14 protein-coding genes and 1 tRNA gene are annotated in these 13982 nt (G+C 67.0%); 12 read left to right on the forward strand and 3 right to left on the reverse strand.

From position 1 onward, the window contains the following. Nucleotides 1-341 precede the first annotated feature (341 nt). Together DER72_RS07025 and DER72_RS07030 are read right to left on the reverse strand one after the other, a co-directional pair. Nucleotides 342-1022, reverse strand: a complete 681-nt coding sequence (locus tag DER72_RS07025) for a hypothetical protein (RefSeq protein WP_110069298.1) — start codon at nt 1020-1022, stop codon at nt 342-344. 294 nt (nt 1023-1316) lie between these two features. After that, nucleotides 1317-1393 (reverse strand) — tRNA-Arg (locus DER72_RS07030). 175 nt (nt 1394-1568) lie between these two features. Here DER72_RS07030 and DER72_RS07035 point away from each other — a divergent pair. Both DER72_RS07035 and DER72_RS07040 read left to right on the forward strand, forming a co-directional pair. Next, nucleotides 1569-2414 (forward strand): methyltransferase domain-containing protein, encoded by an 846-nt coding sequence (locus tag DER72_RS07035; protein WP_110069299.1) that lies wholly within the window; start codon nt 1569-1571, stop codon nt 2412-2414. Beyond that, nucleotides 2411-3475 (forward strand): methyltransferase, encoded by a 1065-nt coding sequence (locus DER72_RS07040; protein ID WP_110069300.1) that lies wholly within the window; start codon nt 2411-2413, stop codon nt 3473-3475. The genes DER72_RS07035 and DER72_RS07040 overlap by 4 nt, the downstream gene beginning before the upstream one ends. A gap of 24 nt (nt 3476-3499) precedes the next feature. Here DER72_RS07040 and greB read toward each other — a convergent pair whose 3' ends face one another. Next, nucleotides 3500-4039 (reverse strand): transcription elongation factor GreB, encoded by a 540-nt coding sequence (gene greB, locus DER72_RS07045; protein ID WP_110069301.1) that lies wholly within the window; start codon nt 4037-4039, stop codon nt 3500-3502. A gap of 173 nt (nt 4040-4212) precedes the next feature. Between greB and DER72_RS07050 the strand changes: the two genes are divergently transcribed. The 10 genes from DER72_RS07050 to DER72_RS07095 all read left to right on the forward strand — a co-directional run bounded on the left by DER72_RS07050 (nt 4213) and on the right by DER72_RS07095 (nt 13970). Then, nucleotides 4213-4860: a hypothetical protein gene (locus DER72_RS07050; RefSeq protein ID WP_110069302.1), complete on the forward strand. Its 648-nt coding sequence runs from the start codon at nt 4213-4215 to the stop codon at nt 4858-4860. 80 nt (nt 4861-4940) lie between these two features. Continuing rightward, a complete protein-coding gene (locus DER72_RS07055) occupies nt 4941-5582 on the forward strand; it encodes an NUDIX domain-containing protein (RefSeq protein ID WP_110069303.1) in 642 nt (213 codons plus the stop codon). A gap of 29 nt (nt 5583-5611) precedes the next feature. Next, nucleotides 5612-6058, forward strand: coding sequence for a DUF1249 domain-containing protein (locus DER72_RS07060; protein ID WP_110069304.1), 447 nt, complete (start codon nt 5612-5614; stop codon nt 6056-6058). A 56-nt stretch (nt 6059-6114) separates the two neighbouring features. Beyond that, complete coding sequence (locus tag DER72_RS07065) at nt 6115-6849, forward strand: phosphodiesterase (RefSeq protein ID WP_110069407.1); 735 nt, start codon at nt 6115-6117, stop codon at nt 6847-6849. 107 nt (nt 6850-6956) lie between these two features. Next, complete coding sequence (cysD, locus tag DER72_RS07070; protein WP_258306234.1) at nt 6957-7928, forward strand: sulfate adenylyltransferase subunit CysD; 972 nt, start codon at nt 6957-6959, stop codon at nt 7926-7928. Nucleotides 7929-8092: 164 nt separating this feature from the next. Beyond that, on the forward strand, nt 8093-9532 hold the full coding sequence (gene cysN, locus DER72_RS07075) for a sulfate adenylyltransferase subunit CysN (RefSeq protein WP_110069305.1): 1440 nt from the start codon (nt 8093-8095) through the stop codon (nt 9530-9532). 149 nt (nt 9533-9681) lie between these two features. Next, nucleotides 9682-10764 (forward strand): App1 family protein, encoded by a 1083-nt coding sequence (locus tag DER72_RS07080; protein WP_103968347.1) that lies wholly within the window; start codon nt 9682-9684, stop codon nt 10762-10764. A 183-nt stretch (nt 10765-10947) separates the two neighbouring features. Next, on the forward strand, nt 10948-11430 hold the full coding sequence (locus DER72_RS07085; protein ID WP_103968348.1) for a 20S proteasome subunit A/B: 483 nt from the start codon (nt 10948-10950) through the stop codon (nt 11428-11430). Nucleotides 11431-11564: 134 nt separating this feature from the next. Further along, nucleotides 11565-12239, forward strand: a complete 675-nt coding sequence (locus DER72_RS07090; protein WP_103968349.1) for a zinc metallopeptidase — start codon at nt 11565-11567, stop codon at nt 12237-12239. A 651-nt stretch (nt 12240-12890) separates the two neighbouring features. After that, a complete protein-coding gene (locus DER72_RS07095) occupies nt 12891-13970 on the forward strand; it encodes an HlyD family secretion protein (RefSeq protein WP_235014199.1) in 1080 nt (359 codons plus the stop codon). Nucleotides 13971-13982: the final 12 nt, after the last annotated feature.

A 13982-nucleotide genomic window follows, 5' to 3' on the forward strand; every position in this document is an offset into this window, starting at 1 on the left:
GGCGCCATCAATGTATTAAGGGCGGGGCACGCCCGGCTAGCCTGTGAAGTGAGTGGTGCAGTAAGGCCGCCAGCAGCAGGAACCCACCGAAGCGATTCAGGGATGGCTCAATGCCGTGCCTGAGCGCCGTAGGAATCCCCTTCCTTTTCGCCGTTGGCGGCAGCTGCCTAAGCAGCTGAGGGAGGGGAGGACGTCAAAATATCACTATAACGAAAGACACACGGCACTGAGGGCCGAGCAGGGGGAAACATGAATCATTGTGCACGCGTGGCGGGACACTGCGGCCTGCGATCTCGAGCTGCCTGAGCAGGGGCCGCCGCCATGAAGGTTGGCCTGCCTGGCTACTTTACCGCCGCCAGGGTGTCCTTGAGGAGGGTGAGCACCGGCGCCAGCTGGCTGGGGTGGAGCACCAGCAGGTGCTCGCCGGGAGCGCCATCCACCGGGGCCATCACCGCGAACTCGCCCTCTTCGAGGTGAAACTCGTGCACCTCCCGCTCGCCTTCCGGCAGGCGGACACGGCTTGTGCGGTAGGGGTCATCCTCGCCGTAGGCCAGGCGGTGGTACACCTTGAACAGCGTGTAGAGCCACAGACCATGGCGGAAGGCCGGCCAGCGCGACGGCGTCTGGCGAGTCTCCTGATCGAGCGATAGCCCCTCCGCTTCGGCCCCCCGAATGGCCTCGGCAAGGGGGGCGGCCAGCAGCTCTCCCGCCGTGCCGGGCCAGGGGGTCAGCTGCTCCAGGGCGAGCCGGTAGCGCGTTTCGATGTCGTGCAGCTCCTCCAGGGAAGCGATGGGGTAGTCGCTGTGGCGCAGCTCCGCCGCGTCACAGCCGCCGTTCTCCCAGCCGTGAATCACGCGAAGGATCAGCGTTCCTTCGGTAAGCGGGCGGCCGATCAGCACCTCCATGGCGACCCTCAGGTGCAGCAGGCGCTCCGTGGTGGTGTTGTCGAAGGCGCCGTAGGGATCGATGAAGATCCCGTGCAGCTGGCCTGGCGCATGTTCCTTGGCTTCGGTATAGGGCATCCGCTGGGTTCCAACGTCTGGTGCAGGGAGGGGAGTCGAACGACCATCAATGCTTGATTAGCAGTTATCGGCGTCTTCAATCGCAACTTTAATCCTGCAGCCGGATATCGACGGCAAGGGGGTGTCGCGGCGATTCGCGACCAAGGCGTCAAGCCAGGGTCATGCATGGGACCACCAGAGCAGGCAGCGCAGGTGCTCGCTTGCTTAGCATGTCTATTGGCTGGGACGTATTGGGGCGGGGAAGCTCTTGACTGAGCCGGTACTGGCGCTATCAGCGCGAGCCGTTGATCAGGCTGGCGCCCCCTTCAGGATTCGAACCTGAGACCTTCCCCTTAGGAGGGGGACGCTCTATCCAGCTGAGCTAAGGGGGCCGAGCGCTGCGCATTATAGGGAAAGTCGGCGGCGAGTGAAACCGCGCCGGGGGCAATCGTGCTGTGTTACCTTGCCGCAGCGTTGGCCTCGGTCGTTCGTTGCCCGCCCCCTGCCGCGACCGCCAGGCGGCTAAGTTCGGGTAGAATGCCCGGCGACACCGCCGGAGCCCTCTGCATGTCCCAGCGTCCTCACACCAGGCCACCTGGCCTCGCCGTCTCGCCGCTCTCCGCCCAGGGCGACCGCCACTTCGATGGCCTGGCCGAGAAGTTCGCCGCGAGCCTCTACGGCGGCGTGCGGGGCGAGCTACGCCTGGCGCTGCTCGACCAGCTGCTACCGGAGATGCTGGCGCTTCACGACCAGCCGGTGCTCGACGTGGGCGGTGGCCTGGGGCAGTTGGCCGGCTGGTTCGCCGAGCGCGGCCACGCCGTGACCCTGGCCGAGCCTGCCGCCGAGATGCTGGCCCGGGCCCGGGAATCCCTGTCTGGCCAGCCGGTGACGCTCATTCAGGCGCCGCTGCAGGTGCTGCCCGAGGTGGCCCCTGGCCCCTGGTCGCTGATCGCCTGCCACGCGGTGCTGGAGTGGCTGGCCGACCCGCGCGCCGCCCTGGCGACCCTGGCGGGCCTGCTGGCACCGGGTGGGCAGCTCTCGCTGATGGTCTTCAACCGCGACGCCCTGCGCTTCTCCAACGTGGTGAAGGGCAACCTGGAGAAGGCCCTGGCCGACCGCCTGGAGGGCAAGGGCGAGCGCCTGCGCCTGACGCCGATCTCGCCGCTCACCCACGCCCAGGTCGAGGCCTGGAGCGCTGAGTGCGGGCTTGAGATCCGCGGCGTGGCCGGCATCCGCATCTTCAACGACTACCTCCGCCATCCGCCGCAGAACGACGCCGACCGTGAGGCGCTGCTGGCGCTGGAGCGTCGCTATTGCCGGGTCGATCCCCACTGGCGCCTGGGGCGCTATCTGCTCTACACCCTGGTGCGCCCCGTTTCCCCCACCCCGCCCGCTGAGGAGCCCGGGACATGAATGCCGATACCCCCAAAGCCCTGACCCCCACCTGCCAGCTGCTGGCCCGCCAGGAAGCGGACTACCGCGGCTGGTGGTGGGTGGCCCCGCCTCGGGACCCCTGGCTGGAAGGAGGACAGGGCCTGGCGATCAGCGCCGATCTTGCGGTGCGCCAGGCGTGGCAGGCCGCCGGGCGTCCTGCGTACTCTCCCTTTGATTCTCTGCCGGGCAGCGCCGAGGAAGCGCCGCAGGGGGAGGGGCAGAGGGAGGTGCAGGGCGCGGTGCTGTTCTGGCCCAAGAGCCATGCCCTGGGGGAGTGGTGGCTGCTGTGGCTCTGCGCCACTCTGCCCGAGGGTACACCGCTGCAGCTGGTGGGTGAGAATCAGGGCGGTATCAAGCGGGTGCTCAAGGTGCTGGCCGCGCTGGGGCTCGGCTGCCGCAAGCGCGACAGCGCCCGACGCTGCTCGCTGTTCGAGACTCGCCTCGGCCGGGTGGTGATCGACCCGGATGCCGCCTGGAGCGCCTTCGAGGTCGAGCCGGACGCCGAGCGCCTGCTCCTGGCCAGCCACCCCGGGGTCTTCGGCCACGGCAAGCTGGACGACGGTACCCGCCTGCTGCTGGCGACGCTGCCTGCCGTGCTGCCGGTGGGCGATGGGCCGGGCGATGTTTTGGACATGGGCTGCGGCGACGGCATCCTGGCAGCCTGGCTGGCCCGCCGCGGGGCGGCGGTCACGGCGGTGGACGTCAACGCCTTCGCGGTGGAGGCGACCCGGCGCAGCCTGGCAACCAATGGTCTGGTTGGCGAGACGCTGGAAAGCGATGTCTACTCGGCGCTGGGGGGGCGCACCTTCGATGCCATCGTCAGCAACCCGCCCTTCCACCAGGAGCGCGCCATCGACTACGGCCCTGCGGCGAGGCTGATCGAGGAGGCGCCGGCGCACCTGAAACCGGGCGGCCAGCTGCTTCTCGTGGCCAACGCCTTCCTGCCCTACCCGGACCTGCTCGAACGCGCCTTCGGCGGCTTCGAGCTCCTCGCCGACGACCGCCGCTTCCGGGTCTACCGGGCGATCCTGTCGACCTGAGCCAGGCGCTGATCAGGCGCGCGCTCACTTCTCCGGATCGCGATAGGCGATCTCGGTGATCACGTAGGTGGTCTCCCCGCCGGGGGCGGCCACTGTCACCTCCTCGTCTAGGGGCTTGCCGAGCAGGGCCTTGGCCAAGGGCGAGTCGACGCTGATCCAGCGCTTGGCCGGGTCGATCTCGTCGTGGCCGACGATGCGGATCGCCATCTCCTCGCCTTCCTCGTCCTCCAGGGTCACGAAGGCGCCGAAATAGACCTTGCCGGTATCCGCCGGCAGGCGATCCACCACCTGCAGCTCGTCGAGCCGCTTGGTCAGGTAGCGGATCCGGGCGATCACCCGGTTGAGCTCCTTCTTGTTGTAGGTGTAGTCGGCGTTCTCCGAGCGGTCGCCAAGGGCAGCGGCCTCGCCCACCTTGGCGGAGAGCGCCGGGCGCTTGACCCGGGAGAGGTGGTCGAGGATGCCGCGCAGCCGCTCGGCGCCCTCGGCGGTGATCAGGTGGCTCTTGGGTTCCTGGCGCGGGTCCTTGGCGGGGTCGCGCCAGCGGGTCATGTTGCGGCCTTTCATGCTCTTCCTCGCACGCTTGCGTCTGGCGCGACCATACGCCATGCGCCCGGGGTGGCCAAGGGGGGGAGGGCAAGGGGGGAAACGGAGCCACGCCGGCTGGCGAATCATTCAAACGTTCGTTACATTGCCGGGGCGACCCCAACAACCACAACACCCCGCAAAGGAGTTTCGCCATGTTTCGACGTCGCCTGCTGAATACCGCCATGGGCCTGAGTCTGAGCCTGGGCCTCGCCGCCCTGCCGCTGGCCGCAGCCCACGCCTGGGAGGCCCGGGTGGAGGGCATGAAGAGCCACTGGGAGCGGCTGATCACCGAACAGGCCCAGGGCCAGCGCGGCAGCGGCCTGAGGTCGCTGGCCGGCCAGGCCGAGCGCCTGGTGGCCGACCACCCGGACGAGGCCATGCCGCTGGTGTGGCAGGGCATCATCGAGGCCTCCTGGGCACGTGAGCGCAGCGGCCTGGGAGCGCTCTCCAGCGCGCGTAGCGCCCGGGATGCCCTGGAGCGCGCCGTCGAGCTCGACCCCGACGGTGCCGCGGGCTCGGCCTACGTCACCCTGGGGGCGCTCTACGACCGCGCCCCGGGCCGCCCGGTGGGCTTCGGCAACAGCGAGACCGCCGAGCGGATGTTCCAGCGCGCGCTCTCCATTCGCCCCGACGGCATCGACGTCAACTTCTACTACGCCGCCTTCCTGGAGGACGAGGGGCGCACCGAGGAGGCCCGGGAGCATGCCCGCCGCGCCCTGGCAGGCGAAGCCCGCCCCGATCGCGCTGCCTCCGACGAGGCGCTGCGCGAGGAGGCCCGGGCGCTGCTGGAGCGGCTCTGAGTCGTCGCGAGGGGCGGGGGCGGCTTGGCATCGGTGCCCCCGGTCACGATAATGGCCACTTTGTGCATGCGGAGAGCGCCATGAGTGACGTCCAACGGGCCCCGGACCTGGCCGCGGCGGCGCCCTTCACCCGCGCCGACGTGGAGCTGCTGGAGCGCCGCTGCCTGCATCAGGGCTTCTTTCGCCTGGAGGCACTGCAGCTGCGCCATCGGCTCTTCGAGGGGGGCTGGAGCGGGACCATGACCCGCGAGGTGCATCGCCGCCACGACGCCGTGGGTGTGCTGCTCTACGACGTGGAGCGCGACGCCGTGGTGCTGGTGGAGCAGTTCCGCGCCGGCGCCCTGGAGGATCCCGTCTCGCCCTGGAAGCTCGAGGTGGTGGCGGGTCTGGTGGAGGAGGGCGAGTCGCCCGCCGAGGTGGCCCGGCGCGAGGCCGTGGAGGAGGCGGGCGCCCGGGTGGGCGAGCTGATTCCATTGCATACCTACTACCCGAGCCCCGGCGCCTGCGACGAGCGGGTCACCCTCTTCTGCGGCCTGGTCGACAGCGAGGGGCTGGGCGGCGTGCATGGCCTCGACGAGGAGCACGAGGATATCCGCGTGCATGTGCTACCGTTTGCCAGGGCCTGGGAACTCCTGCAGGCCGGGCGACTCGACAATGCCATGTGCCTGATCGCCCTGCAGTGGCTGGCCGTCGAGCGGGCCTCACTGCGAGCGAGACGATAGACTAGGGAGCGAGTGTGCGGAGAGATGCTGTGCGGCGAAGTGCCTATGTGACCGATCTCAGGAGCCTGCAGGGGGAGTGCAGCATCAACTTCCTGCGCCTGGTGCGCCTGCTGGGGGATCTCGAGGTCGGCGAGACCCGCGAGATCGAGCTGGCCAGCGACGGCCGCTGGCTGGGCGTGCTCAGCCTCACGCTGCTGGAGCGTGCCCCCTACACCAGCATCGTGAGGGTCACCCAGCGCGGCGTGCTCGATTCGCTGATCGAGGCCCCGCGCATGCGCGTTCACCTCTACCACGACGTGCGCATGGCGGAGGTCACCGACTTCCAGCGCCAGCGCCACTTCGATGGCCGCTACCGCTACCCCAACTCGCGCATGCATCAGCCCGACGAGAAGCTGCAGCTCAACCGCTTTCTCGGCGAGTGGCTGGAGCATGGGCTGGCCCATGGCCACTCGCGCGACCTGCCCGAATTCTCCTGACGCCACTTCCCTGAACCCGCTGCGCTCACCGGCGCCCAACGAGAGCCCCTTCGATGATGCGACTGGTCCAGATCAGCGACTGCCACCTGCACGCCGACCCCGCCGCCCGCGCCCGGGCGGGCTTCCCGCTGCGCCAGCTGGAGGCCGTGGTGGCTGCGGTCAACCGCGAGCGCCCCGATGTGGTGCTGGTGACCGGCGATATCAGCAACGATGAGACCGCCGCCTCCTACCAGCTGGCCGCGCGTATCCTGGGCCGGCTCGCCGCCCCCTGGTTCTGGCTGGCCGGCAACCATGATGACCCGGCGCTGATGGCCGAGACCCGCGAGCTGCTCGACGAGCTCGATATCGGTGCCTGGCGCATCCTGATGCTGGACACCCGGGTCAGCGGCCAGGCTCATGGTGAGCTGGGCCCGGAGCGCCTGGCCGAGCTGGCCGCGCGACTGGAGGAGGACGACCGGCCGACCCTGCTGGCCATGCACCATCCGCCGCTGCCGGTGGGGTCGGCATGGATCGATGCCCTGGGCCTCAAGGATCGCGAGGCCTTCTGGCAGACCCTCTCCGCCTACCGCCAGGTGCGCGCCATCCTCTGTGGCCATATCCATCAGGCCTTCGCCAGCCACCAGCGCCTGGAAGATGGCGAGGTGGCGGTCTTCGGCTGCCCCTCCACCACCGACCAGTTTCTGGCCGGTGCCGAGACCTTCGCCATCGACGAGGCCTCGCGCCCCGGCTATCGGGTGGTGGACCTGGGCGAGGAGGAGTTCGTGACCTGGGTAGAACGGGTCGATCTTTGATTATTGGCTATAAAAAGATCGCTATTAATTCTTTTGAGTAATAACGGTCCGGCGTTACCCTCGAGGGCATGATTTCCATGCCCACCGTCATGCGAGGTAGCCGGGCCATGACCACTCTTCACGCCGCGACCCAAGCGTCGCCTGCCCAGGCGAGCAGCGCCCCCCCGGCGCTGTCGCCCCAGCGGCTGACCCACCTGCAGCAGCTTGAGGCCGAGTCGATCCACATCCTGCGCGAGGTGGCGGCCGAATTCCGCAACCCGGTGATGCTCTACTCCATCGGCAAGGACTCCTCGGTGATGCTGCACCTGGCGCGCAAGGCCTTCTATCCCGGCCCGCCGCCCTTCCCGCTGCTTCACGTGGACACCACCTGGAAGTTCCGCGAGATGATCGCCTTCCGCGACCGCATGGCCGCCGAGGCGGGCATGGAGCTGCTGGTGCACACCAACGAGGAGGGGCGTGCCGCCGGCATCAACCCCTTCGACCACGGCTCCAGCGGCTACACCGACGTGATGAAGACCCAGGCCCTCAAGCAGGCCCTGGACAAGTACGGCTTCGATGCCGCCTTCGGCGGGGCGCGCCGGGATGAGGAGGCGAGCCGCGCCAAGGAGCGCGTTTTCTCCTTCCGCGACCGCTTCCACCGCTGGGACCCCAAGAACCAGCGCCCGGAGCTCTGGAACCTCTACAACGCCCGGGTCAACAAGGGCGAGTCGATCCGCGCCTTCCCGCTCTCCAACTGGACCGAACTGGATATCTGGCAGTACATCTACCTGGAATCCATTCCCATTGTGCCCCTCTACTTCAGCGCCCCGCGCCCGGTGGTGGAGCGAGACGGCATGCTCATCATGGTCGACGACGAGCGCCTGCCGCTGGCCGAGGGCGAGGTGCCCGAGGAGCGTTCGGTGCGCTTCCGCACCCTGGGCTGCTACCCGCTGACCGGCGCGGTGGAGTCCTCCGCCGCCACCCTGCCCGAGATCATCCAGGAGATGCTGCTGACCCGCACCAGTGAGCGCAGCGGCCGGGCCATCGACCATGACCAGGCCGGCTCCATGGAGAAGAAAAAGCGCGAGGGCTACTTCTAGCCGCTGGCGAAACCTCGCTGCGCTCGGCCATACGGCGTTGAACAACGGCTCAAGATGCTCATTTACTACCGTAAACTCCGCTCTTTCGCCGCTGTTCGCCTTGTCTGGCCATCGCTCGCTGACGTTTCTCTCAGCGCCTGTTTACCGTTTTCCGGGGTATCGACATGGCCCATCAGTCAACGCTTATAGCGGACAATATCGAGCAGTACCTGCACGAGCACGAGAACAAGGACCTGCTGCGCTTCATCACCTGCGGCAGCGTCGACGACGGCAAGTCGACCCTGATCGGCCGGCTGCTGCACGACTCCAAGATGATCTTCGACGATCAGCTCGCCGCGATCACCCGTGACTCGAAGACGGTGGGTACCACCGGCGAGGAGGTCGACCTCGCCCTGCTGGTGGATGGCCTGCAGTCCGAGCGGGAGCAGGGCATCACCATCGACGTGGCCTACCGCTTCTTCTCCACCGACAAGCGCAAGTTCATCATCGCCGACACCCCGGGGCACGAGCAGTACACCCGCAACATGGCCACCGGCGCCTCCACCGCCAACCTGGCGATCATTCTGATCGACGCTCGCTACGGGGTGCAGACCCAGACCCGGCGCCACAGCTTCATCGCCGACCTGCTGGGCATCAAGCACCTGGTCATCGCGGTGAACAAGATGGATCTGGTGGGCTTCTCCCAGGCGCGCTTCGACGAGATCGTTGCCGACTACCGGCGCTTCGCCGAGCAGCTCTCGGTCAAGGATCTGCGCTTCGTGCCGATGTCGGCGCTGGAGGGCGACAACGTGGTCAACCGCAGCGACCGTACGCCCTGGTACCAAGTCGCAGGCGAACAGGGCCCGGCGCTGCTGGAGCTGCTGGAAAGCGTCGAGGTCAGTCGCGACCGCAACCTCACCGATCTGCGTTTCCCGGTACAGTACGTCAACCGCCCCAACCTCGACTTCCGCGGCTATGCCGGTACTCTGGAAGCCGGTGTGCTGCGCCCGGGCCAAGCGATCAAGGCGCTGCCTTCGGGCAAGACCAGTCGGGTCGAGCGTGTGGTGACCTTCGATGGCGATCTGGAAGCGGCGTGGCCGGGTCAGGCGGTGACCGTCACCCTGGAGGACGAGATCGACATCTCCCGCGGCGACTGGATCGTGGCCGAGGACGCCGAGGTCACGCTGACCAACGCCTTCGATGCCGACATCGTCTGGATGCACGAGCAGCCGCTGACGCCGGGCCGGCAGTACGACATTCGTCTGGCCGGTCGCTCAGTGGCAGGGCGTGTGGAGACGATTCACCACCAGAGGGATGTCAACACTCTGGAGCGACATCCGGCCGACCGGCTCGAGCTCAATGCCATCGCTCGCTGCCGGGTCGAGCTGACCGCCGAGGTGCCGCTCGATACCTACGACCAGAGCCCGGGTACCGGCAGCTTCATCGTCATCGACCGCCTCTCCAACATTACCGTCGGCGCCGGCATGGTGCGAAATACTGCCGAGGCGGCGGGGGGCAGCGGTCATCAGGTGGATTGGGCCGCCTTCGAGCTCGAGCTCAATGCGCTGGTGCGCCGCCATTTCCCGCACTGGGAGGCGAAGGACGTACGCGACCTGCTAAAGTAGGTCAGTACAAGCGAAGCCTAGGCGGTTGATTCTGCGATAAGATCCTCCACACTATAGACAGGGTCCGGCGTAAGCCGGACCCTGTCGAGTTTCAGGGAGGAAACGATGGCGTATTGCCAGGATCGGCTGTCGTTGCTTGGGGGGAGCCCATGAGCGGCCTTCTCCGGCGTCTGCTGCGCATTGCCGCCCGCCCCATGCGGCGCGATCACGGACAGGGCGGTTACGTGGTGCACCCCTATCGCGGCTACGGCTCCCGGCACGAGGTGCTGCTGATGGGCCGCGTGTTTCGTCAGGCCGCATTGGGCGAGGTGATACCTCGCTACGGCGTGCTGCGCGATCTGGCCGATGTGATTCGGCGGGTCTTTCGCCGCGGGCTGCCGCAGGTCACCGTCGAGGTCACTTTGGGTGAGAACGTCACCACGGTGACCACCGACCGTGACGGCTACTTCGACGTACTCCTGCCGATCGAGCATCCCCTGCCGCCGGACAGCGCCTGGCACCATGCGGAGCTGCACGTGGTATTGCCCGGCGTGGAGCCGGTGCACTCCTTCACCGAGGTATACATTCCGCCGGCCGAAGCCGACCTGCTGGTGATCAGCGACATCGACGACACGGTGATGTACACCGGCGTGGCCAACAAGCTGCGCATGCTGCATCGCCTATTCGTCAAGCAGGCCCATCAGCGCATGGCGTTTCCCGGCGTGGCGGCGTTCTATCAGGCGCTGCACGTGGGCCGTAGCGGCAAGGCCAAAAGGCCGATTCTCTATGTCTCTCGCGGCCCCTGGAGCATTTACGAGATGCTCGAGGAGTTCTTCCAGCTCAACCGTATTCCCGTGGGGCCGATCCTGTTCCTGCGCGAGTGGGGCATTTCATGGCGCAAGCCCTGGCCGCGTCGCGCGGAAGACCACAAGTACGATCTTATCCAGCACATGCTGGAGATGCGCGATGAGCTGCCCTGCGTGCTGATCGGCGACAGCGGGCAGCACGACCCGGAGGTCTATGCGCGCATCGTGCATGAATTCCCTGAGCGAATCCGGGCGGTGTACATTCGCCGGGTCGAGCGTAAGCCTGACCGAGAGAGGGCCATCCAGGCGCTGCGCGAAGAGATCAGCCATACCGGCTGCGAGCTGGTGCTGGCCGAGGATAGCGTCGCAATGGCCGAGCATGCCTGCGCTCAGGGGTTGATCGGAGAGGAAGGCCTGGAGCGGGTGCGCCGGACGTCGCAGCTTTAGGTCGCACTCATGGGCTGATCTGGCGCTGCCCCCGGGCGCTACTCCATCGCTTTGGTGGGTTACAAATTCGTTATTCTGTGTGTCGATTTCTTGCGTATTTCGCTCCTACCCTGCGCCTGACGCAGGGGCCTCGTTTAAATTTTCGTTGAGGTCCGCGCCCTTCATCACCCCGAGGTATCCAGCATGACCACAATCGTATGGGATGGAACGACGCTTGCGACGGATTCGCTGATCAGTGTCAACGGCTCGACTTACAACCATGCGCAGAAGCTGTTCCAGCTCGACAACGGCGAGTGGGTTGCCTTCGCTGGCGAGCAGCAGGAGTGGTGGGAAGTGCTGGAGTGGCTGCAGGCCGGGGCACCGCGTAACGACAAGCCGAACGTCAGCCGGGTCGAGATGATCATCGCCGGCCCCGACGGTGTCTTCGAGATGTTCAACAAGCTGGTGCGCATTCCCGTCAACGGCCCCGTCGCCTACGGTACCGGCTGGAAGTGGGCGCTGGCCGCCATCGACCACGGCAAGAGCGCCGTCGAGGCGGTGCAGTACGCTATCGGTCGCGATCACGACAGCGGCGGCGAGGTGCAGTCGGTCACACCCAGGGTCAAGGCCTCGGTGCCCTTCGACGCCCTGCTGCGCGACGTCGAGGCGGCCTCCGCCTCGGTCTGAAGCGCCGTGTCGCATACGCCGCCCCGGCCCTTGGCCGGGGCGGCGGCGTTTGGGGGCCGGGACAGGCGACGCATGAACCCGAAACGGGTAGGCTTGGTCCAAATTCAAGACGCTGAAGCGAGACCCGATACGCCATGATCGTGCTGCTGATCGCCTTCCTGCTGGCCATCTTCGTGCTGCCCAACGTCTGGGCCAAGTGGGTGCTGGCGCGCCACGCCCGCGGCCGCGACGACTATCCCGGCACCGGGGCCGAGCTGGCCGACCATCTGCTGCGGCGCCTGGGCATCGAGGGGGTCGAGGTGGAGATGACCGAGCAGGGCGACCACTACGACCCGGAGGCGCGCCGGGTACGGCTCTCCCGAGAGCACTTTGAAGGCCGCTCGCTCACCGCGGTGACCGTGGCCGCCCATGAGGTGGGGCATGCCATTCAGCATCATGAGGGCTATGCGCCGCTGATCGCTCGGGCGCGCATGGTGGGCGTGGCGCAGCGGGCCGAGAAGCTCGGTGCGCTGCTGATGATGGCCGCACCCTTCCTGTTCATCCTGACCCGCCTGCCCGGCGGGCTCGCCATCGTCATTGCGGCGGCGGTGATCAGCTTCGGCGCCGCGGCGCTGGTGCACCTGGTGACCCTGCCGGTGGAGTTCGACGCCAGCTTCAATCGCGCTCTGCCGCTGTTGCGCGAGTACGTACCGCCCTACGACATGCCCGGCGCCCGCCACGTGCTCACCGCCTGCGCCTTCACCTACGTGGCCGCCTCTTTGGCGAGTGTGTTGAACCTGGGGCGCTGGCTGGTCATCCTCAGGCGCTAGCAGTCCGCCGTGTTGTCGGTAACGACGTGAGATGCTCCCGACATGCCGCCACAACGGGAACGTCGCCGTGAGTCTCTTCATCCCCGTAGATGACCAGACCGACTCCGCGTGATGAAGCTGCTCAAGCTCGGTACCATCGTCCTGGACGGCACCAGGTTCATGGCCAACGCCAGCAGGCATGAGGCTCTGCCGTATGGCCACGCCAACACGCCAACACGCCAACACGCCAACACGCCAAGAAGCGGGAGGCGCAGTTTAGGGCGTAAGTGAAAGCGCTGACCGAGCGGGCCGAGTCAGCGGACAGGGACGAGGCGAGCGACGGCATGGATATCCCCGCCGAGATTGCCCGCCGTGAAGCTCGCCTGGTGGAGATAGCCGCAGGATCGAGGTGCGGGTGGAGAGAAGATACCTCGCCTGGCCCCGCATGACGAAGGTAGAATCGACGCAGGGAGAGTCGACAGCGTCCTTCCAGTCGCTTGGCCGATTACCCGGCGCGAAAACCAGCGTGATGGCATTGGTGCTACGATTCATGCTCCCCAATCCGACAGGCTCCTGGCGACAATGAGCTGAATGGCGACCAGCCAGGTAGTGGGCATCGCAATGCAATTCAAAAAGGTGCTTGCTGATCACTGAGATATGGCATGGAGGATGATGTCATTGAACGCAACGTTGAAAAAATGGGGCACGGGCGCATTGATACTTGGCCTGGGAGCGGTATTCGTTCTGTTCCTTTGGCGGTATTTCAATGATGAGGCACTTGAGGGGCGAATCACCAGCGGCAATGGCCGTATCGAGGCCACCGAGATTGACATCGCCACCAAGGCGCCGGGGCGAGTGGCGGACATCCTGATCCAGGAGGGCGACTTCGTGAGCACCGGTCAGGTGCTGGCGCGCATGGACATCGAGATCCTTCAGGCGCAGTTGCGCGAGGCCGAGGCCGGGTTGGCGCGCGCCCGCATCGGGGTGCAGACCGCGCATAGTCTGGTCGCCCAGCGCGAAGCGGAGCTGGAAGCGGCGACAGCCTTCATCGCTCAGCGCGAGGCAGAGCGTCGCGGCGCCCAGGCGCGCTTCGTGCGTACTGAAAACCTGGCTGCCCGTGATGCCATTTCCCAGCAAACGCTCGATGATGACCGCGCCCGCCTGGAAGGCGCCCGCGCCGCAGTGGCCGCCGCTCGGGCGCAGCGGGCGGGGGCGGAAGCCGCACTGGGTACCGCGCGCGCCCAGGTGATCTCCGCCGAGACCGAGGTCGCCGCGGTCAGCGCCACCATCGAGCGCATCGCCGCCGATATCGCCGATAGTGAGCTCAAGGCGCCCCGTGACGGGCGCGTGCAGTACCTGGTTGCTCAGCCCGGCGAGGTGCTGCCGGCGGGCGGCGTGGTGCTGAACATGGTCGATCTGAGCGATGTCTACATGACCTTTTTCCTGCCGACGGAACAGGCCGGTCGCGTCGCGCTCGGCGCAGAAGCGCGGCTCGTGCTCGACGCCGTCCCGCAATACGTGATCCCGGCCCAGGTCTCCTTCGTTGCCGATGTCGCCCAGTTCACACCCAGAACCGTGGAAACGGCGGAGGAGCGCCAGAAACTGATGTTCCGTATCAAGGTGCGCATCGACCCTGAGTTGCTTAAACAGCATTTGCATCAGGTCAAGACCGGCCTGCCGGGCATGGCCTATGTGCGACTCGATCCGCAGATCGACTGGCCCCCTGAATTGCAGGCCCGGCTGCCGCAATGAACATGGATTGGC

Source organism: Halomonas sp. A11-A (genome assembly GCF_003182195.1).
Taxonomy (GTDB): Bacteria; Pseudomonadota; Gammaproteobacteria; order Pseudomonadales; family Halomonadaceae; genus Halomonas; species Halomonas alkalicola.

Bases quoted from the DNA above. Each gene is read 5' to 3' on its own strand.
- DER72_RS07050 (WP_110069302.1), top strand. From the start codon at position 4,213: ATGTTTCGACGTCGCCTGCTGAATACCGCCATGGGCCTGAGTCTGAGC.
- cysN (WP_110069305.1), top strand. From the start codon at position 8,093: ATGGCCCATCAGTCAACGCTTATAGCGGACAATATCGAGCAGTACCTG.
- greB (WP_110069301.1), bottom strand. From the start codon at position 4,039: ATGAAAGGCCGCAACATGACCCGCTGGCGCGACCCCGCCAAGGACCCG.
- DER72_RS07065 (WP_110069407.1), top strand. From the start codon at position 6,115: ATGCGACTGGTCCAGATCAGCGACTGCCACCTGCACGCCGACCCCGCC.
- DER72_RS07085 (WP_103968348.1), top strand. From the start codon at position 10,948: ATGACCACAATCGTATGGGATGGAACGACGCTTGCGACGGATTCGCTG.
- DER72_RS07025 (WP_110069298.1), bottom strand. From the start codon at position 1,022: ATGCCCTATACCGAAGCCAAGGAACATGCGCCAGGCCAGCTGCACGGG.
- cysD (WP_258306234.1), top strand. From the start codon at position 6,957: ATGACCACTCTTCACGCCGCGACCCAAGCGTCGCCTGCCCAGGCGAGC.
- DER72_RS07055 (WP_110069303.1), top strand. From the start codon at position 4,941: ATGAGTGACGTCCAACGGGCCCCGGACCTGGCCGCGGCGGCGCCCTTC.
- DER72_RS07035 (WP_110069299.1), top strand. From the start codon at position 1,569: ATGTCCCAGCGTCCTCACACCAGGCCACCTGGCCTCGCCGTCTCGCCG.
- DER72_RS07080 (WP_103968347.1), top strand. From the start codon at position 9,682: ATGAGCGGCCTTCTCCGGCGTCTGCTGCGCATTGCCGCCCGCCCCATG.
- DER72_RS07095 (WP_235014199.1), top strand. From the start codon at position 12,891: ATGTCATTGAACGCAACGTTGAAAAAATGGGGCACGGGCGCATTGATA.
- DER72_RS07040 (WP_110069300.1), top strand. From the start codon at position 2,411: ATGAATGCCGATACCCCCAAAGCCCTGACCCCCACCTGCCAGCTGCTG.
- DER72_RS07090 (WP_103968349.1), top strand. From the start codon at position 11,565: ATGATCGTGCTGCTGATCGCCTTCCTGCTGGCCATCTTCGTGCTGCCC.